Here is a 17,720-nt window from a genome sequence, read left to right as displayed (position 1 = left end):
GATCACCACGTCGTCCTCGCCGTAGCCGGCCGAGATCAGCAGCAGCGTCCGCACCCCGGCGAAGGCGTCCGCCAGCGTCTGCGGCCGGTCGAAGTCCACCGTCCGGACGGGGGCGCCGAGCGCCGGGGCCCGCTCCGGGGTGCGGCTGCCGATCAGCACCCCGTCGAGCCCACCGGGCAGGGCGGCCAGCCGCTCCAGCACCAGGGAGCCGAGTCCGCCGTTGACACCGGTGACGAGAAGCACCACTACCTCCAAGGTCGATTCCGGGCCCGCGGCTCTCCGCGCTGCCCGGTGACCATCCTCGGTACCCTGGGCGCTCGGCGTAAGGAGGCACTTCGATGTCAGTGGGGCACACCGCGGTAACCACCCCCCGGCCGGTGGTCTGGTGCGAGGACGGCGTGGACTGCGGGATCCGCGGACTGCTGGACCGGCTCGGTGACAAGTGGTCGGTCCTGGTGGTGGTCGAACTCGCCCAGGGCGTCCGGCGGTTCCGCGAACTCCAGCGCGCCGTGCCGGGCATCTCGCAACGGATGCTGACGCTCACCGTGCGCCGGCTGGAGCGCGACGGCCTGGTGTCGCGGACCGTCCACCCGACCGTCCCGCCGCAGGTGGACTACGAGCTGACCGCGATCGGCCACAGCCTGACCCATCTGATCCGGGCGATGGCGGACTGGTCCTACGACCACCACGACGCGATCCTGGACTCCCGGCGGGGCTGGGACGCCGCCAACCCGGACTCCGAGATCCGCTAGACGATCAAGTCCTGTTTCGGGGCGGGGAGTCGCCGACGTGACGATTCGCCACGAGGGGACTGCCTCCCGCGTTCGGATCAGCAGATCAGCGGACTGAGGTTTCGGCGGTGACGCGGGCCCGGGCCCGTTCGATCTCGTTGATGTGGGCTTCCGTCCATTGCCGGAGCGCGGTGATGGGCCCGGCAAGGCTCTGGCCGAGCCCGGTCAGGTCGTACTCGACCTGGGGCGGGATGGTCGGGTACACCGTGCGGGTGAGGAAGCCGTCGGCTTCGAGGCTGCGCAGAGTCTGGGTGAGCATCTTCTGTGAGATGCCCTCGATGCGTCGGCTCAACTCGGTGTAGCGCATCGTGCCTTCGAGGAGGGCGTCTACGACCAGGATCGTCCACTTGCCGGCGATGTGGTCGAGGACCTGGCGCGTCGGGCACTTCGCGGAGTAGGCGTCGGCCGGCAGTCCGGAGGAGTCCACCACGGTCTTCATGAGTGGAGAGTAACGCACAAAAAGGTGCCCTCTTTCTACTGGGGAGAGACTCTCCGATAGTGAGTGTCATGAAGAACCAGACACTCTCCGTCGCGGACGCGATCCGTACCCGCCGCACCGTGCGCCACTACCGGCCCGATCCGATTCCCGAGGCTGACCTGTCCTCGCTGCTTGAGCTCGCCGTCGAAGCGCCTACCAGTTGGAACCTCCAGGACCGGTCGATCGTCGTCGTGGCCGGTGACGAGGGGCGTGCAGGACTCGCCTGGGCCACCGGCGGACAGCCGCAGCCGCAGGAAGCCCCCGTCGTGCTGGTCTTCGTCGCGGAGCCGCAGTCCTGGCGTGACGACCACAGCGATGTCTACGACCGGGCCCGGCGCGACGGAGCATGGAACGACGACTTCATCGCCATGTTCTCCGCGGCATCGACGGCGTTCCAGGAAGACCTCGACAAGCGAGGCCTGCTCCGCGAGTACGCGGTCAAGGACGCGATGATCGCGGCCTCGTTCGTCATGCTCGCCGCGACCGAGATGGGCCTGGCAACGTCGCCGATGAACGGCTGGGACGAGGACAAGGTGAAGAAGGTGATCGGGATCGAGGACCGGGACGACCTGGTCATCGCACTGCTCGTGTCCGTCGGCTACCCGGCGGAGGAACGGCGCCATCCTGGCCGGCGTCCCCTGGAGCACAACGTCTTCTACGAACGGCACACTGCACGACGGGGCACCGCACACCAGGAATAGAGGCCTGCCTGGCCGTCGCGCCACCTACCCCGGCGATCCGGGTACAACAAGCGGCTACGGGCCGCCGCTCACCGGGGGGCGCCCTCGTCCCGAGGCCCGGTCCTTGGGGCGTCCGGGGGGACGGGTGGTGCTCCTTCGGGCGGACGGGGGGCGGGCGGACGGGCCGGACGCCGGCGCCACGCGGCGGACGAGGCCGTGCTCCGGCGGGCCGCCCGAACCGGCGCGGAGCGAGAGATGGGTAGTCCCCCGCATTGTTCCCCGCACCGTTGCCGAGGTCCGCTTGACCATCGGCCCGGAGCACCACAGGAGCCGCAGCGGCCACCGGGGCGCCGACGGGCATCGCGCCCGGTGCGACCGTCCCGTCACGCCGAGCTCCGCGACTGCTCCCCGCACAAGGCTTCACGACGAGCAAGGCCAGGTGAACGGCATGGACGACGCCCACACGCCGGTGAGATCGGTGCGACGACCCGCGATGTACCTGCGGTGCCACCCGTACGACGCGCGCGAGGCGGAGTACGTGCGCTCCGCCATGGAGATGCTGGCCGTCCGGCTGGGACTGCCCCTGCCGGACGTCTACGCCGACCACGGCCGGTCCGCCAGGGGCCCGCTGCCCGCCCTGAAGAACCTGCTGACGGCGGCCGAGCACGGGTGGACGGACCTCGTCCTGGTTCCCGGACCGTTCGTGTTCTCGCTCGACGACCGCGCCGCCGCGGCGACGGTCGCCCGGCTGGCGCGGGCAGGCTGCGAGGTCGTCGAGACCCCGGGCCGCATCGTGCGGCCCGGGGACAGGTTCCTCGACGGCGTCCCGGCCGGCCTGCCCGGTTAGGTCCTGCCCGGTTTGGTCCTGGCCGGGCCGGAGCCGTGCGCCGGCGGTGGGCGGGCGCCTCGGAGGCCGCTGACCATCGCGCCGGGCCCGCCCGCTCGGGGCAGAGGCATCATAGGGACATGCCCGCCCAGACCGGATACGCCGTCCGCCACGACCGTCCCCAGGCGGCGCGGCGATGAGCCGGCCTCAGCCGCCGACCGCCCACGGCGCCGGATTCGCGCTCGTGGGCCGCGACCAGGAACTCGCGCGGGCACGCGACGCGCTGTCCCACCCGCCGGCCGTGCTGGTCGTCGAGGGCGAGGCCGGCATCGGCAAGTCACGCCTGGTGGCCGAGGCCGTCGCGGCCCAGGCCGGGCCGGAGGGGGCCGTCCTCAGCGGCCTCTGCCACCCGCTGCGCGAACCCCTGCCGTTCGGCCCGGTGCTCGACGCGCTGCGGGACGCCGCCGACCGGCTGCCCCCGCCCGAGAACCTCCCGCCCAGCACCGGGGCGCTCCGCTGGGTGCTGCCCGATCTCGCACCGTCCCTGCCCCCCGCGCCGTCCGGTGGCGAGGGCCTGCTCTCCCGGCGCCATCTGCTGGTCCAGGGCCTGCGCGCGCTGCTCGGGGCACTCGGCGACGCGATCCTGGTGATCGAGGACCTGCACTGGGCCGACGACGCGACGCGCGACCTGCTGCTCCAGCTGGCCCGCGACATGCCGCCGCGGCTCGCCCTGGCGGTCACCTACCGCGCCGAGGACATGCCGCCCGACGCCCCGGCGTTCGGCGCGGCCTACCGGCGCCCGACCGGCGTGGCCGGCGCGCTGATCCGGCTGGGCCCGCTGACCGAGCCGGACGTCCACGAGCTGGCCCGTGCCGCGCTCGGCCCGCGCGCGACGTCCGACCTCGCCCGGGTGCTCTTCGACCGCAGCCAGGGGCTGCCCCTGACCGCCGAGGAGGATCTGCTCGCCATCGCCGAACGGCCCCGGGCCGGGGCCCGGACCGGTAGCCGTCCGAGCGGTACCGGCCCGAGCGCCGACCAGAGTGCCGACCTGGCCGCCGCACTGGCCCGGCGCGAGGTGCCGCAGGGGCTGCGGGACGCCGTCACCGAACGGCTCGCCCGCCTCAGCGCCGACGGCGACGCCGTCGTCGCGGCCGCCGCCGTCCTCGCCGTCCCCGCGGACGAGGACCTGCTGACCGCCGTCGCCGGGCTGGACGCCACCGCCGGCGCGAACGGGCTGACGGAGGCCCTGCGTGCGGCCGTCCTCCACGAGAGCGCCCCCGACCGCTACGCCTTCCGCCACGTGCTGGCCCAGCAGGTGGCCTATCAGCGCGTTCCCGGTCCGCGGCGCCGGATCCTGCACCGCAGGGCGGTCGAGGACCTGGACACCCGCGTCCCCCGGCCGCTGGTCCAGATCGCCCACCACACGCTGGCCATGGGCGATCGCCGGGCCTGGCAGGACCTCGCCCAGGCCGCCGCCGACCAGGCCGTGGCCCTCGGCGACCCGGGCAGCGCACGGACGATGCTGCGGGGCCTCCTCGACGAACCGGGCCTCGACGCGCAGCGGCGCGGCCGGGCCGCACTGGCCCTGGCCCGGATCGCGGCCGACGACGTCGATCCGGCGGCCAGCATCCAGGTCCTGAGCGGCATGATCGCCGACCCCCGGCTGCCGGTCGCCGACCGCGGCGAGATCCGCCTCGCGCTGGGTTTCCTCACCGCCGTCCACAGCGGCAACCGGGCCGGGTTCGACCGGATCCGCGAAGCCCTGGACGAGTTGGAGGAGCGCCCCGCCCGGGCGGCCCGGGCCATGGTGGCGATCGCCATGGACGAACGCGACGGCGCCGGCCGGCACGCGGCGGCCTGGCTGTCGCGGGCGGACAGCCTGCTGGCGACCAATCCGGACGAGGACGTGGCCGCGGCGGTACGGGCCACCTCCCTCACCTTCCTCGCCCGGGACGGCGACCCGGCGGTGTGGGACCGGCTGGACGAACTGCCCCGGTCCTCCGAACGCCCCGAGGTCATGCGGCAGACCACCCGCGCGCTGTACAACACGGGTGAGATCGCCATCGAGCTCGGCTACGACCGTCGGGCCTCCCACCTGCTGGCGGAGAGCCGGCGGCTGGCCCGGCAGGCGGCCATCCCGTACCTGGAGTGCTACAGCCGCCTCGCGCTGATCCGGCTGGACCTGCTGGCCGGCCGCTGGCAGGGGCTGGAGCAGCGCTTCGACACCCTGGGCGCGGAGTTCGACGACCTGGCGATGGCCGGGGCCGAACGCTCCCTCCTGTTCGGCCGCCTGGCCGCGGCCCGCGGCCGACTGGCCCTGGCCCGGGAGGAGTTCGAGATCGCCGGCCGGTACGGCCAGCGGGAGTCCCAGGTCACCGCCGCCCTGCGCGCGGCGGCCGGGCTCGCGGGTCTGCAACTGCTGGAGGGCGACGCCGTCGCGGCCGCCGCCACGGTCGGCCCCGCCCTCACCACCGCGCGCCAGGCCGACGCCTGGGCCCGTACCGCCGAACTGCTGCCGGTCGCCGTCGAGGCGCTCCTCGCCACCGGCGGCCACGCCCTGGCGGGCGCCGTCACCGAGGAGGCCGCGGTCGCCCTCACCGGCCGGGACGCGCCCGCCGTGTCGGCGGCCCTCGACCTCGCCCGGGGCCTGCTGCTGACCGCCGCCGGGGAGCCCGGCGCCGGTCAGGCGTTCACCCGGGCCCGGGACCAGTGGCACGACATCGGCCGGCCGTACGAGGCGGCACGCGCCGACGAGCGGATCGCCGCCGCGCTCGCCCCGCACGACCGCGCCCGGGCCACCGAGCGGATCGCCGCCGCGGAGCAGGTCTACCTCGCCGTGGCGGCGACCTCCGACATCGCCCGCTGCCAGAAGCTCCGCCGCGACCTGGACCTCGGCAACACCGGCTCGCCCGGGCGCCGCGGCTACGGCAAGCGCCTGTCACCGCGCGAGCGGCAGGTCGCCGAACTCCTCGCGCAGGGCGCCGGCAACCAGGACATCGCGCAGGCCCTGTTCCTCTCCCCCCGGACCGTCGAGCACCACGTGGCGAACGTGCTCCACAAGCTGGGTACGAGCCGTGCCGAGACGGCGCGGGCGCTCGCCAAGGCGGAGGCCGGGAACGGCGCGGCGGACGGGACCCCGGTCTGACCCGCGGCCGTCCGGCCGACGGCGCGCGACAGCGGCGGACGGCGGGAAGGGCGGCGCGGGCGACGGCGGGAAGGGCGGCGGCCGACCGCGTCGGCGGGCCTGCGCGCGGGCCGCCCCGCGGCCCCGGCTCGTCCCGTTCGCGGGCGGTTCACCCAGCATTCGCGCACGTCGATAGGTAGTCCCCCGCATTGATCCGGCCGGTCCGAGCCGGTTCGCTGGAGTTGCCGGCGGGAAGGCCGCCGCGCCCCCCGACCAGGAAGGCTCCGACGACATGAGTGCACGTCACCACTCGCTGAACCCGCCCACCGCGTTGTCGGGCGACCCGGAGCAGGCCCGTGCCACGGTGAGGATCTCTCCCTCCCCCCGCAAGGCCGCCCACCACCCGCTCGCCCTGGTGCGGCTGGCCAGGTTGAGCCGTCCCGGCTCGGCCTGACCCTCCGCCTCGACGGACCGGACCCTCGGCCTCGACGGACCGGCGGGACGGCCTCCCGCCTCCGCGCCCGAGCCGGTGGCCCGCCTCGCTCGCCGCCGCCGGAACGACGCCCGGCCTCCGGCCGCGCACGGTGTGCACGGCCGGAGGCCGGGTCGGGGCCGGGCGGACGAGCCGTGCCCGAGCGGGCAGGCCGTTCCCCGCCGGACGGATCAGCAGGTCACCGGCACGGAGAGGGTGGCGGTCGACGGCGGCCAGCCCCACTCGGCGGCCTCGATCGTGGCCTCGACGGTGGAACCGCAGGGGGCGACACCGGAGATCCTGCCCACCTCGGTCGCGTAGCGCTGGACGACGGTGGTCGGGTTCTCGGCGCCGAGGCCGGGGCCGCCGACCACCGAGGCGGTGAACCGGAAGGAGACCGCCCGCGGCGTCCACGTGAAGCTGGTCGGGGTGGCCGTTCCGGTGAACGTGACCTGGTCGCCGTAGACGACGGCGCAGAGTTCGTTCACCACGACGCCACGGTAGCTGCTGGCGCAGGTCCTCGTGACAGCGGCGGACGCGGCCTCGTCGGTGGTCTGGGCGGAGGCCTGGGCGACGCCGGCGACGGTCAGGAGGGTGCTGCCGGCCACAATGGCGAGGAGCCGATTCATCGGATGCTTCCCGTTCGTAGGTGTGGATGAGTGAAGCCATGTGACATTTCACGCTTCACACCGCACATACTGCCATGGATTCGACCGGAACATTTGATTCCAACCTTCATTTCAAAGCCAGAATCTAATTTCGGCCTTCATCTGTCCGAATCTCGCCGCTCCGACGTCTTCGTGTGGTGCCCCGTTTCCCCCCGCGCTGATATCGGCACACCAGCCGGCCATCCTTGCCCGCACCCTCCCCACCGCGCCCTCCCCGCCGCGCCCGCCCCACCGCGAGGACCACCGACGCGGGCCGTCAGCGGGCCGTCAGCGGGCCGTCAGCGGGCGAAGCCCATCTCCGGGAAGCGCGGCGACGGCCCGTCCAGCAGGTGGTCGTCGTGCCCGCGCAGCCACCGGTCGAAGAACGAGGCGACGTACGCCCGGGTGGCGAGCACGGCCCGCTCCGGCCGGACGTCGCCGACGTCCGCCCGCAGCACATCGCCCGCCACCGCGCCCTGCCGGGCGAGCTGCGGCAGCAGCGACTGCGCGTCGGTGTACGAGCCGTGCCGGGAGCCGGCCAGCGTGACATCGGCGTGCCAGCCCCGGCTGTGCCGCCACAGGGCGTCCCAGCCGGGCTGCTGGTGGTAATCGCCGGAGTCCGCGCTGTCGGTGCCCATCAGCAGGAACGGGCGGTCCAGGCCGTCCTCGGCGACGCTGCCGAGGAAGACGCCCTCGCCGGTGGGCCCGGGGAAGTGCAGCTGGCCGTCCAGGTTGACGCCGGCGGTGATGCGCGGGTCGTCGTGCATGGTCTGGACGGCGGTGAAGCCCCCCGCCGAGTGACCGGCCATGCCGATCCGGGTCAGGTCCAGCGAGCTCCCGAGGCCGGCCGGGAGCCGCCCGTCGGTGCGCAGCGCGCCGAGTTCGTCCAGGACGAAGCGGGTGTCGTCGACCCGGGTCCGCATGGCCTTGCGCAGCAGCGCGCCGATGTCCAGGTCGGGCGTGCCGAGCATGGCCGGGAAGACGGAGGTGGCCAGGCTGCCGTCCGGGAAGGCCACCTCGGACGCGTCGTAGGTGTGGTCGACGGTGACCACCACGTAGCCGCGCGAGGCGAGGTCCTCGACCAGGCCGGTGCCCCAGGCGCGGGGGTCGCCGAGCCCGGCCGAGTAGAGCACCACCGGGCGCGGGCGGCCGCCCGGCAGGGCGGGTGCGTCCTGACGGGCGTGGGTGCGGACCGCCGACCAGTCCGTCCGGTCGCTCAGCGTGCGGTAGTTGAAGACCCCGGCGCCGTCCGCGCTGCCGAAGTGCTCGGCGGCGGCGGGCTCCATGTAGCGGGCCCGCTCGTCGCCGACCGCGGGCCGGGCGGTCGGGTACCAGAGGCTGATCATCAGCTCGCGGGCCCGGCCGGGCCGCCACGGGTCCTGCCGCCCGGTGTGGACGAGGTGCAGCGAGGTGGTGCCGACAGGGTAGGGCCCGGTGGGCTGCGGCAGCCAGGCCTGCGCCCGGCGCTCCGCCACGGCCGGGGCCGCCACCGCCGCGGCCGGCGCGACCGCCGTACCGAGCACCGCCGTGGCCGCCAGCAGTGCGGCGATCCCCGTCCGCACGCCCTGCCCGTGTCCCCGCTTGCGCATGACTCCCCCAGCTCCTCACCGTCGACGCCGCCGTCCACCGGCCGGCCCGTACCGTGACCGTACGGGCCGGGGCGGTGCACGAACGTCATACCGCGGTGCCAACTGCGGTCGTACTACTGCGGTATGACACGCCGGGGAGGGTGGCTAGCGATCACCCGACCGGTGGCGCCTGAGCTCGTTCCGGGCCAACGAGCGCTTGTGCACCTCGTCCGGTCCGTCGGCCAGGCGCAGCGTGCGGTTGCCGGCCCAGAGCTGGGCGAGCGGGGTGTCCTGGCTGACGCCGGCCGCGCCGTGGGCCTGGACGGCCTTGTCGAGGATCCATTCGACGGTGCGCGGGGTGGCGATCTTGATGGCCTGGATCTCGGTGTGCGCGCCGCGATTGCCGACGGTGTCCATCAGCCAGGCGGTCTTGAGTACCAGCAGCCTCAACTGCTCGATCCTGACCCGGGATTCGGCGATCCAGTCCTGCACCACGCCCTGCTCGGCGAGCGGGCGCCCGAAGGCCACCCGGTCCAGGGTCCGGCGGCACATCAGCTCGACGGCACGCTCGGCGATGCCGATGGCCCGCATGCAGTGGTGGATCCGGCCGGGCCCGAGGCGGGCCTGGGCGATGGCGAAACCGGAGCCCTCGGTGCCGATCAGGTGGCCGGCCGGGACGCGGACGCCGTCGAAGTGGACCTCGGCGTGGCCGCCGTGGTCGGCGTCGTCGTAGCCGAAGACCTTCATGCCCCGCCGGACGGTGACCCCGGGGGTGTCGCGCGGGACGAGGATCATGCTCTGCCGGCGGTGCGGTTCGGCGTCGGGGTCGGTCTTGCCCATCACGATGAAGATCCGGCACTGCGGGTTCATCGCACCGGTGATGTACCACTTGCGGCCGGTGACGACGTACTCGTCGCCGTCACGCTCGATCCGGGTGGCGATGTTGGTGGCGTCCGAGGAGGCGACGTCGGGCTCGGTCATCGCGAAGGCGGAGCGGATCTCGCCGTTCAGCAGGGGCCCCAGCCACTGCTCGCGCTGCTCGGCGGAGCCGAACTGGGCGAGCAGCTCCATGTTGCCGGTGTCCGGGGCGGCGCAGTTGAGGGCGGGCGGCGCGAGCTGGGGGCTGCGCCCGGTGATCTCGGCGAGCGGCGCGTACTGCAGGTTGGTCAGGCCGGCGCCGCCCTCCCCCGGCAGGCTCTGCCGGGCCGGCAGGAAGAGGTTCCACAGGCCCTGCTTGCGGGCCTCGGCCTGGAGCTCGGCGACGATCGGCGGGACGCTCCAGGCGACCCGGTCGGGGTCGGCCAGCTGGGCGTCCAGGACGGGCTCGGCCGGGTGGACGTGCTCGTCCATGAAGGCCAGCAGCCGCTGGCGCAGTTCTTCGGTCCGGGCGTCGTAGGCGAAGTCCATCAGTGGTCCTTGAGGGTGGTGAGGCCGTGTTCGGCGAGCACGGGTGCGATCTCGCCGGCCCGCTCGAAGCCGGCGCCGAGAGTGCGGCCCTGCCGGAAGCGGAAGTGGATGCCCTCGGCGACGACGGCGAGCTTGAACGAGGCGAAGGCCACGTACCAGTCGAGGTCGGCGGCCTCGCGCCCGGTGAGTTCGGCGTACCGGGCGACGAGCTCGCCGGCGGCGGGGAAGCCGGGGGCGGTGGCCGCGGAGGGGATGATCCCGCCGCCGACACCGGCGAGTTCGGTGTACATCACCAGCAGGCCGACGTCGGTGAGCGGGTCGCCGAGGGTGGACATCTCCCAGTCGAGGACGGCGGTGATGGCGTCGTGCTCGTCGACGAGCACGTTGTCCAGCCGGTAGTCGCCGTGGACGAGCGCGGGCGCCGGGGAGACGGGCAGCCGCGCGGCGAGCAGCCCGTGCAGCCGGTCGACGCCGGGCAGGTCGCGGCTGCGGGAGGCGGCGAGCTGGGTGGACCAGCGCCGCAGCTGGCGTTCCAGGTAGCCCTCCGGGCGGCCGAAGTCGGCGAGGCCGACGGCGGCCGGGTCGATCCGGTGCAGGGCGGCGAGGGTGTCGACCAGTTGGCCGCCGAGCGCGTGGACGCGGTGCTCGCCGAGGGCGGCGAGGGGGCCGGCGTCGCGGTGCGCGGTGCCGGGGACGTACTCCATCAGGTACCACGGCGCGCCGAGCACGTCCGTACCGGCGTCGAGCAGCAGGGTCGCGGGGACGGGCACGCCGGTGCCCCGCAGGGCGGTCATCACCCGGTGCTCGCGGCCCATGTCGTGGGCGGTGGCCAGGACGTGCCCGAGCGGCGGGCGGCGCAGCACCCAGCGGGAGGTGCCGTCGGTCAGTACATAGGTGAGGTTGGAGCGGCCGCCCTCGATCAGCTCGGCCCGCAGCGCGCCCCGGACGGCACCGGGCAGCTCGCGGTCCAGGTGTGCGCGGAGCCGGTCGAGGTCCAGGCCGGGTGGGTCGGCGGGGGTGTCGGGCATGGGCTCACTCTCCTGGTCGGCGATCCTGACTAAGCGCTTGCTTAGCATTCAGCCGGGGACTGTGCGCTGTCAATGCCGCCGTACCGCCACAATGTCGCCATGAGGTTGATCCACACCCTGGCCGGCGTACTGCTGCTGCTCCTGACCGTCGCCAGCGTCCTGCGCACGCTGGTCGTCCCGCGCGGACTGTACTCGTCGCTGGTCCACCGGCTCTGGCGGGTCCTGCGGACGCTGCTGCGGTGGTCGGCCGCCCCGTTCGACACCTACCGTGCGCAGGACCGGGCGCAGACCTGGCTGGCGCCGCTGATCCTGGTCGGCATGCTCGGGGTGTGGCTCGGCAGCATGCTGCTCGCGTACACCCTGCTCCTGCACGGCACCTCACAGCTGAACTGGGCGGTCTCGTTCCGGGAGGCCGGCTCCAGCCTGTTCACCCTCGGCTTCGCCAGCGGGGACCGGCTCCACCTGTCGGTGATCGACTTCATGGCCGCCGCCAGCGGCCCGCTGGTGATCGCCCTGCAGATCGCCTACCTGCCCACCCTGTACAGCGCCTACAACCGGCGCGAGGTGGAGGTGACGCTCCTCCAGTCCCGGGCCGGCGAACCCGCCTGGGGCCCGGAGCTGCTGGCCCGGCAGTCCCTGGTGGACACCGAGACCGCGCTCCCCCAGCTCTACCGCGACTGGGAACGGCTCGCCGCCGACATCGGTGAGAGCCACTCCAACTACCCCGTGCTGCTCTCCTTCCGCTCCCCGCAGCCGAACCGCAGCTGGGTGGTGGGCCTGATCGCCGTCATGGACGCCGCCGCCATCCACCTGGCGATCAACCCGCGCTCGGCCCCGCCCGAGGCCCGCCTCGTCCTGCGCGCCGGCTTCACCGCCCTGCGCGACGTCGCCCGCTCGCTGCGCGTCGAGTTCGACTCCGACCCGGACCCGAAGAACCCGATCCGCCTCAGCTACACGGAGTTCGACGCGGCGGTCGCGATGATCACCGCCGCCGGCTTCCCCCGCGAACGCGCCGCCGCCGACGCCTGGCCCCACTTCCACGGCTGGCGCGTCAACTACGAGGCCCTGGCCTACGAACTGGCCCGCCGCAGCGACGCCGTCCCCGCCCTGTGGACCGGCCCGCGCGACTTCCACGCCCCGCCCATCCCCCCGGCCCGCCCGGCCGACCGCCGACCGGAGACGGCGGGGTAGGGCCGGTGGGGCCGTCTCACGGCAACAGCGCGCGGGCTCAGAGCTCGACCGGGCCGCCTTCGGCCAGGGAGCGCTCGGCGGCGGCCAGGATCTCCACCACGCGCAGGCCGAACGCCGCGCCGCAGGGGTGGGGCTCGCCGGTGCGCGCCGAGTCGCGCAGGGCGTCCAGGGCGCGGTGGAGCGCGGCGAGCGGGCCCTCGCCGCGCTCGGGGAGGTGGACGACACCGGACTCGCCGCGCAGCTCCATGCCCGTGCCACCGCCGGCGAGCGGCGTGGTCAGGCTGAGCGCGAGGGTGCTGGACGCGCCGCCGGCATGCCGCAGGACGAGGTGGACGGTGTCCCGTGGGCCCGCCACCGCGGTCACCTGGACGGCGTCGCCCAGCACCGGGAGCAGCACCGAGAGCGCGTGCGGGCCGACGTCCCAGAGCGCGCCCTTCTCCTGCCGCCAGGGCGAGGCCGCGTACGGGCTGGTGCTGTCGGCGGCGAAGACGGAACCGAGCCAGTCGGAGCGGCCGGTGAACCAGCCGCCGGTGGCGGCTTGCTTCTCGATCCAGGGCAGCTGGTCGCCGCCGAAGCGGACGGTGAAGAAGACCACCGAGGCGACGCCGTGGGCCTGCGTGGCGTGGACGACGCGCCGGGCGTCGGGGACGGTCAGTGCGACCGGCTTGTCCAGCAGCAGGTGGCAGCCGGCCTCGGCGGCGCGCACCGCGAGGTCCGCCTGGACCGTCGGCGGCAGCGCGATGGACACGGCGTCCACCTCGGCGAGCAGCCGGTCGAGGTCCTGGTAGCCGGGCACACCGTGCGCCTCGCCGAGTGCGGCGGCCACCTCGGGCCGGCGGCCCCAGACACCCGCGAACTCGAAGTCGGGGTGCTCCGCCAGTACGGGCGCGTGCACCCGCTCCGCCCAGGGGCCGGTGCCCAGCAGTCCGATCCGCATGCTCTCTCTTCTTCCTTGCTCGTGGCTGCCCGGCACCGACGCGCGGTGCAGGGCAGTGCTGCTCTACACCGCTCAGTGCTGTACGCGGGCCAGGGTGAACCCGTCGTAGCCCTTGCTGCCGACCGTCTGTACGGAGGTCGCGGACACCCGGGGCTCGGCGGCGATCAGGTCGTGCAGCCGGCGGGTGGCGACGACCGCCGGGTCGGTGCTGTCCGGATCGGCGACGGCGCCGCCGCGCACCACGTTGTCGACCACGATCAGCGAGCCCGGTGCGGTGAGCTCCAGCGCCCGGGCGAAGTACTCGGGGTTGCTCGGCTTGTCCGCGTCGATGAAGACCAGGTCGAACGGCTCGGCGCCGTCGGCCACCAGCGCGGCCAGCGAGTCGGCGGCGCGGCCGAGCCGGACCTCCGCGACCTTCTCCAGACCGGCCCGGGCGAGGTTCGCGCGGGCGACCGCGGCGTGCGCCGGGTCGAGCTCCAGGGTGATCAGGGTGCCGTCGGCGGGCAGCGCCCGGGCCAGCCAGATCGCGCTGTAGCCGCCGAGCGTGCCGACCTCCAGGATGCGCCGCGCGCCCTGCGTGAGGGCCAGCAGGTGCAGCAGCTTGCCCTGGTTGGGCGCGACCGCGATGGGTGGCAGCCCCGCCGCATCGGCGGCGGCCGCCGCGGCCTCCAGCACCGGGTCGTGCCCGACCAGACGCTCGGAGAAGTAGGCATCCACCGCGTCCCACGTCTGCTGTGCCACAACGCCCTCCACCTGCTGCTTTACATGCCACCGCCGGGGTAGCCCGATGCTACCCCGGCGGGATGACAGCTCTGCGGGAACGCTCCGGTGGAGGTTCAGTCCACTACGGGGGCGCCCACCGCGGGTTCGGTGGCGGCCGACGCCGCGTCCTCGGCCTCGCGGGCCTTGGCGGCCTTGCTGGCCCGGCGCTTCATCAGCCAGGCCGAGAAGGCGCCGCCGGCCGCGGCCACCAGCAGACCCACCCAGGAGAAGCGCGACAGCCACTGCTCGGCCACCTTGCCGACCTGGTACACCAGCAGGGTGGTGCCGCCGGCCCAGACCACGCCGCCGAGCACGTTGGCGATCAGGAACTTCCAGTACGGCATCTTCAGTGCGCCCGCCAGCGGACCGGCGAAGATCCGCAGCAGCGCGATGAAGCGGCCGAAGAAGACCGCCCACATGCCCCACTTCTGGAACGAGCGCTCGGCACTGGCCAGGTGGTCCGGCCCGAAGTGCCTGGGGAACCTGCGCCCGAGCTTCTCGAAGAGTGGCTTGCCGCCCTTGCGCCCGATCGAGTAGCCGATCGAGTCGCCGATGATCGCGCCGAGGATCGCGCAGACTGCCACCCAGACCGGGCTGACCACGCCACGGGCGGACAGCAGCGCCGCCGACACCAGCGCGATCTCGCCGGGCAGCGGGATGCCCAGGGACTCCAGCCCGATGATCAGGGCGACCAGGGCGTACACCGCACCCGGTGGGACGCTCTCGATCCAGGCGTCGATGTGCAAGGCCGTACCTCCGTGGCAGAACGAGACCGGTCGCGGACGGGCGGTGCCCGGTCCGGTGGTCTCGGCGTCGATCGATGGCGGCACCAGGCCGCTCCCCGAAAGGGCAGCCTAACGTGCCGGGCGGCCTGTCCCCCCGGCCGATCACCCCCGACTACGACGTACGGCGCGCCGCCGTGGTTCCGGCCCGGGCGACTCCACCGGGAGCGGCGGCGGGCGGGAGCCGTCCGGGTCCGGTGCGGCCTAGGGACGTTCGAAGAACTGCAGGACGCCACCGACGGAGAAGCACGCCGCACCGATGAGGGTCCCCCAGTTGGCGATGTCGACGTTGACCGGGCTGCCGGTCTCCGGGCGGGTGAAGGCGGCCAGCGCCGACACCAGGAAGAGCACCGACCCGAACTGGTTGACCGCGACGATCCACCAGCCGAGGCTGCGCGAGCGCCGGCACGGCCGGCCGTGGCAGACCTCGACCAGCGCGAGGTGCCCCGAGATCAGGAACAGCACACACCCCACGAGGTCGGGGGCCCAGATCAGCCGGTTCTCCTGCTGGACCGAGAGCCCCTGGAGGAAGGAGTCCAACAGGTTGACGCCGAACACGAGCGTCCCGAGGAACAGGACGAAGGTGCTCAGCCAGTCGATCCGCCCGGGCTCGTAACTCCACCACCGCCAGCCGCGCGTCACCAGCGAGTCCGACGCGCCGGAACGGCGCGGGGCGTTGATCGCCTGAAGCAGCGAGGCGTAGCCGCCGGTGTTGAAGAACAGCCCACCCGCGAAGTAGATCGAGGCGATCCCGGTCACGGAGACCGATCCGGCCTGGGCGACGGCGGCGCCCAGCGCGAACAGGGCACCGCCGATGGTGAAGGCGACGGCGGCGAGGGTGTTGAGCGCGCGCAGACGGCGCAGGGCCGCCTCGTCCGCACTGCGCGGCGGGGCCTCGGCCCCTCCCTCGGCGCGTACCCTGAGCGCCCCGCGCTTGCGGGCCAGGCGCGACTCCCAGACGGCCGAGCCGCCCTCGGCCAACCGCCAGGTGAGCCGGGTCGTGAACGGTCCGGCGCCTTCGGCGCGCTCATCGGGGCGAAGCACGGCGTCAGCCTAGCGGCGGCGCGGCGCCCGGCCCGGGAGCGGCGGAGTGTCGTGGCCACGGACGGCGGAACCGGAGACGCCCGGTACCCGCCCCGGCGGGTACGACTGCGCTACGCCGGCTCGGACCGCTCGGCGAAGTCCAGGACGGTGACCGACGGGCGGCGGGTGGCCAGTGGCGGAACGGTCAGCGCGAGCGGCAGCAGGGCGCCGACCGGCCCCCGCCCACCGGTCGGCCGGACGTCGCGCACCGAGGCCACCCCCGGACTCGCGGTGCGGAGCTTGGCCCGCTCGTCCGCGTCCATCGCCCACGGCATCGGGGGCGCCTCGTACTCGTGCGCACGCACCCGGCCGCTCAGGGTGAGCCGGCTGAACCAGCGCGGCACCGCGTCCAGGACGAGCGAGCCGCCCGGGAACCGCTCGGCGCAGCCCGCGATCAGGGCCCGTACCCGCATCGGTGGAAGGTACATGAGCAGGCCTTGTGCAGTGAGCAGGACGCCGTGGTCACGGTCCACCTCGTCGGCCCAGCCGAGTGCGGTGGCGTCGGCGGCCAGGTAGCGCTGGCGCGGGCCGGGCGGCAGCAGCCGCTCGCGCAGCGCCACCGACTCGGGCAGGTCCACGGTGAGCCACCGGGCCCGGCCGTTGTCGACCCGCCAGTACTGCGTCTCCAGCCCCTCCCCCAGGCAGACCACGGTGCCGCGCGGCTCCCGGGTGAGGAAGTCCGCCACCTCCCGGTCGAAGCAGGCCACCCGCAGCGCCTGCAGCTGGGCCTGGGTACCACTGGTCCCGAACCGCTCGGCGAAGGGGTAGTCGATCCGGTCGACCAGCTCGACGGCCTTGGGATCGCGCAGCACCCCGTCCGGCCGGCGGGCCTCGACCGCACGCTGGTAGAGCGTCCAGAGCGCGGTCTCGGGCACGGCGCCGAGCTGGGCCGGCAACGGTGCCGACGGTGCGTCAGCGGTCACCTGGGTCTCCTCGGGAACGTCGGGATCAACGGGAACGGCGGTACGGCTGGGCGGCGGTACGGCTGGGCGGCGGTAGGGCGGGGCGGCGGCACCGGGAGGGGTGAGGTCGCCGAGCGGGACCGGCGGAGGCCCTCCGGACAGTCTGGCACCGGCCCGCGCCGTCGGCCCGCTCAGCCGACGCTGAACGCGCCGTCGGGAGGCGGCGGGGAGTCCGTCGCCCCGGCGTCCGTGACCGGCGCGGTCCGGCCGGTGAACGCGGCCAGGTCGGCGCCCTCGGTGAGCCGGGCGGGGAAGATGTCCGCGGCGAGGCGCCGCGAGAGGTCGCCCACCGGGAGCGGCCCCGCGGAGCCGACCAGCAGGATGTTGCCGTAGCGGCGGCCGCGCAGCACCGGGGCCTCGGCGATCAGGCAGACCTCCGGGAAGACCGCGCGCACCGTCGCCGCCTGGGCGCGGGCGAAGGCGAGCGGCGGACCGTCCGCGAGGTTGGCGGCGTAGCACCCGCCCGGGCGCAGCGCGGTGGCCGCCAGCCGCAGGAACTCCACCGAGGTGAGGTGCGCCGGGGTGCGCGAGCCGTGGAAGACGTCGGCGACGACGAGGTCCAGCGAGCCGGCCGGGACGGCCGCCAGTCCGGCCCGCGCGTCACCGACCGTCGTCGTGATGTCCGCCCCCGGGCCCCGCCACGGCAGGTGCTCCTCGACCAGCGCCAGCAGCGGGCCGTCGACCTCGACGACCCGCTGGCGCGAGCCGGGGCGGGTGGCGGCGAGGTAGCGGGGCAGGGTGAGGGCGCCGCCGCCGAGGTGCAGCGCGTCGAGCGGCTGCCCGGCGGGCGCGAGGGCGTCGACGAGGTGGCCGATCCGCCGGGTGTACTCGAACTCCAGGTGGGTCGGGTCGCCCAGGTCGACGTAGGACTGCGGGGTGTCGTCGAGGGTGAGCAGCCAGCCGCCGTCGTGGTCGAGGTCGGGCATGAGCTTGGCCCACCCGAGGTCGGTCCGGCGCCCGACCGGGAGCGGCTCCCCGTCGT

Annotated in this window: 17 protein-coding genes and 1 pseudogene; 6 read left to right on the top strand and 12 right to left on the bottom strand. The window is 74.4% G+C overall.

Translation table 11 applies throughout. The features are described 5' to 3' along the window. A pseudogene (locus AB0J08_RS22615) lies at positions 1-246 on the bottom strand (NmrA family transcriptional regulator); the annotation flags it as partial. A 92-nt stretch (positions 247-338) separates the two neighbouring features. On the opposite strand from AB0J08_RS22615, the gene AB0J08_RS22610 reads away from it, so the two are divergent. After that, entirely contained in the window at positions 339-752 is a 414-nt protein-coding gene (locus AB0J08_RS22610; RefSeq protein WP_360637020.1) for a helix-turn-helix domain-containing protein, read from the top strand. A gap of 85 nt (positions 753-837) precedes the next feature. On the opposite strand, the gene AB0J08_RS22605 is transcribed toward AB0J08_RS22610, so the two are convergent. Then, positions 838-1,230 carry a helix-turn-helix domain-containing protein gene (locus AB0J08_RS22605; RefSeq protein WP_360637017.1) on the bottom strand — a complete coding sequence of 131 codons (393 nt, stop codon included), beginning with the start codon at positions 1,228-1,230 and terminating at the stop codon, positions 838-840. A gap of 68 nt (positions 1,231-1,298) precedes the next feature. Here AB0J08_RS22605 and AB0J08_RS22600 point away from each other — a divergent pair, with 68 nt between their 5' ends. The 4 genes from AB0J08_RS22600 to AB0J08_RS22585 all read left to right on the top strand — a co-directional run bounded on the left by AB0J08_RS22600 (position 1,299) and on the right by AB0J08_RS22585 (position 6,353). Next, positions 1,299-1,970 carry a nitroreductase family protein gene (locus AB0J08_RS22600; RefSeq protein ID WP_360637014.1) on the top strand — a complete coding sequence of 224 codons (672 nt, stop codon included), beginning with the start codon at positions 1,299-1,301 and terminating at the stop codon, positions 1,968-1,970. A gap of 427 nt (positions 1,971-2,397) precedes the next feature. Continuing rightward, positions 2,398-2,796, top strand: coding sequence for a hypothetical protein (locus tag AB0J08_RS22595; protein WP_360637012.1), 399 nt, complete (start codon positions 2,398-2,400; stop codon positions 2,794-2,796). A 175-nt stretch (positions 2,797-2,971) separates the two neighbouring features. Continuing rightward, complete coding sequence (locus AB0J08_RS22590) at positions 2,972-5,920, top strand: AAA family ATPase (RefSeq protein ID WP_360637009.1); 2,949 nt, start codon at positions 2,972-2,974, stop codon at positions 5,918-5,920. 271 nt (positions 5,921-6,191) lie between these two features. Then, on the top strand, positions 6,192-6,353 hold the full coding sequence (locus tag AB0J08_RS22585; protein ID WP_360637006.1) for a hypothetical protein: 162 nt from the start codon (positions 6,192-6,194) through the stop codon (positions 6,351-6,353). A gap of 209 nt (positions 6,354-6,562) precedes the next feature. Here AB0J08_RS22585 and AB0J08_RS22580 read toward each other — a convergent pair whose 3' ends face one another. From AB0J08_RS22580 to AB0J08_RS22565, 4 genes are all read right to left on the bottom strand, one after another. Continuing rightward, entirely contained in the window at positions 6,563-7,000 is a 438-nt protein-coding gene (locus AB0J08_RS22580; protein WP_360637003.1) for a hypothetical protein, read from the bottom strand. A gap of 317 nt (positions 7,001-7,317) precedes the next feature. Beyond that, positions 7,318-8,607 carry an esterase gene (locus tag AB0J08_RS22575; protein ID WP_360637000.1) on the bottom strand — a complete coding sequence of 430 codons (1,290 nt, stop codon included), beginning with the start codon at positions 8,605-8,607 and terminating at the stop codon, positions 7,318-7,320. A gap of 144 nt (positions 8,608-8,751) precedes the next feature. Further along, positions 8,752-9,993, bottom strand: coding sequence for an acyl-CoA dehydrogenase family protein (locus AB0J08_RS22570; RefSeq protein WP_360636997.1), 1,242 nt, complete (start codon positions 9,991-9,993; stop codon positions 8,752-8,754). Then, entirely contained in the window at positions 9,993-11,021 is a 1,029-nt protein-coding gene (locus AB0J08_RS22565) for a phosphotransferase family protein (protein ID WP_360636994.1), read from the bottom strand. The genes AB0J08_RS22570 and AB0J08_RS22565 overlap by 1 nt, the downstream gene beginning before the upstream one ends. Positions 11,022-11,120: 99 nt before the next feature. Between AB0J08_RS22565 and AB0J08_RS22560 the strand changes: the two genes are divergently transcribed. Continuing rightward, positions 11,121-12,212 (top strand): hypothetical protein, encoded by a 1,092-nt coding sequence (locus AB0J08_RS22560; protein WP_360636991.1) that lies wholly within the window; start codon positions 11,121-11,123, stop codon positions 12,210-12,212. Positions 12,213-12,249: 37 nt separating this feature from the next. Here the strand turns inward: AB0J08_RS22560 and AB0J08_RS22555 are convergent, their stop codons facing one another. The 6 genes from AB0J08_RS22555 to AB0J08_RS22530 all read right to left on the bottom strand — a co-directional run bounded on the left by AB0J08_RS22555 (position 12,250) and on the right by AB0J08_RS22530 (position 17,664). Then, entirely contained in the window at positions 12,250-13,149 is a 900-nt protein-coding gene (locus tag AB0J08_RS22555; RefSeq protein ID WP_360636988.1) for a Gfo/Idh/MocA family oxidoreductase, read from the bottom strand. 72 nt (positions 13,150-13,221) lie between these two features. Beyond that, positions 13,222-13,890: an O-methyltransferase gene (locus tag AB0J08_RS22550; protein WP_360636985.1), complete on the bottom strand. Its 669-nt coding sequence runs from the start codon at positions 13,888-13,890 to the stop codon at positions 13,222-13,224. A 95-nt stretch (positions 13,891-13,985) separates the two neighbouring features. Beyond that, a complete protein-coding gene (locus tag AB0J08_RS22545) occupies positions 13,986-14,657 on the bottom strand; it encodes a DedA family protein (RefSeq protein ID WP_360637048.1) in 672 nt (223 codons plus the stop codon). Positions 14,658-14,897: 240 nt separating this feature from the next. After that, positions 14,898-15,737, bottom strand: a complete 840-nt coding sequence (locus tag AB0J08_RS22540) for a hypothetical protein (RefSeq protein ID WP_360636982.1) — start codon at positions 15,735-15,737, stop codon at positions 14,898-14,900. Positions 15,738-15,847: 110 nt separating this feature from the next. Further along, positions 15,848-16,699 (bottom strand): class I SAM-dependent methyltransferase, encoded by an 852-nt coding sequence (locus AB0J08_RS22535; protein WP_360636979.1) that lies wholly within the window; start codon positions 16,697-16,699, stop codon positions 15,848-15,850. 170 nt (positions 16,700-16,869) lie between these two features. Continuing rightward, complete coding sequence (locus AB0J08_RS22530; protein WP_360637045.1) at positions 16,870-17,664, bottom strand: fused MFS/spermidine synthase; 795 nt, start codon at positions 17,662-17,664, stop codon at positions 16,870-16,872. Positions 17,665-17,720 lie beyond the last annotated feature (56 nt).

It is taken from the genome of Kitasatospora sp. NPDC050463 (genome assembly GCF_040655255.1).
Classification (GTDB): Bacteria; Actinomycetota; Actinomycetes; order Streptomycetales; family Streptomycetaceae; genus Kitasatospora.
The sequence above is the reverse complement of the archived record's forward strand: the minus strand, read 5'-3'. Positions and strand labels throughout refer to the sequence as shown.

Coding starts and splice junctions, on each gene's coding strand:
- AB0J08_RS22575 (WP_360637000.1), bottom strand. CDS start 8,607: ATGCGCAAGCGGGGACACGGGCAGGGCGTGCGGACGGGGATCGCCGCA.
- AB0J08_RS22610 (WP_360637020.1), top strand. CDS start 339: ATGTCAGTGGGGCACACCGCGGTAACCACCCCCCGGCCGGTGGTCTGG.
- AB0J08_RS22555 (WP_360636988.1), bottom strand. CDS start 13,149: ATGCGGATCGGACTGCTGGGCACCGGCCCCTGGGCGGAGCGGGTGCAC.
- AB0J08_RS22560 (WP_360636991.1), top strand. CDS start 11,121: ATGAGGTTGATCCACACCCTGGCCGGCGTACTGCTGCTGCTCCTGACC.
- AB0J08_RS22580 (WP_360637003.1), bottom strand. CDS start 7,000: ATGAATCGGCTCCTCGCCATTGTGGCCGGCAGCACCCTCCTGACCGTC.
- AB0J08_RS22595 (WP_360637012.1), top strand. CDS start 2,398: ATGGACGACGCCCACACGCCGGTGAGATCGGTGCGACGACCCGCGATG.
- AB0J08_RS22600 (WP_360637014.1), top strand. CDS start 1,299: ATGAAGAACCAGACACTCTCCGTCGCGGACGCGATCCGTACCCGCCGC.
- AB0J08_RS22605 (WP_360637017.1), bottom strand. CDS start 1,230: ATGAAGACCGTGGTGGACTCCTCCGGACTGCCGGCCGACGCCTACTCC.
- AB0J08_RS22585 (WP_360637006.1), top strand. CDS start 6,192: ATGAGTGCACGTCACCACTCGCTGAACCCGCCCACCGCGTTGTCGGGC.
- AB0J08_RS22570 (WP_360636997.1), bottom strand. CDS start 9,993: ATGGACTTCGCCTACGACGCCCGGACCGAAGAACTGCGCCAGCGGCTG.
- AB0J08_RS22590 (WP_360637009.1), top strand. CDS start 2,972: ATGAGCCGGCCTCAGCCGCCGACCGCCCACGGCGCCGGATTCGCGCTC.
- AB0J08_RS22565 (WP_360636994.1), bottom strand. CDS start 11,021: ATGCCCGACACCCCCGCCGACCCACCCGGCCTGGACCTCGACCGGCTC.
- AB0J08_RS22530 (WP_360637045.1), bottom strand. CDS start 17,664: ATGCCCGACCTCGACCACGACGGCGGCTGGCTGCTCACCCTCGACGAC.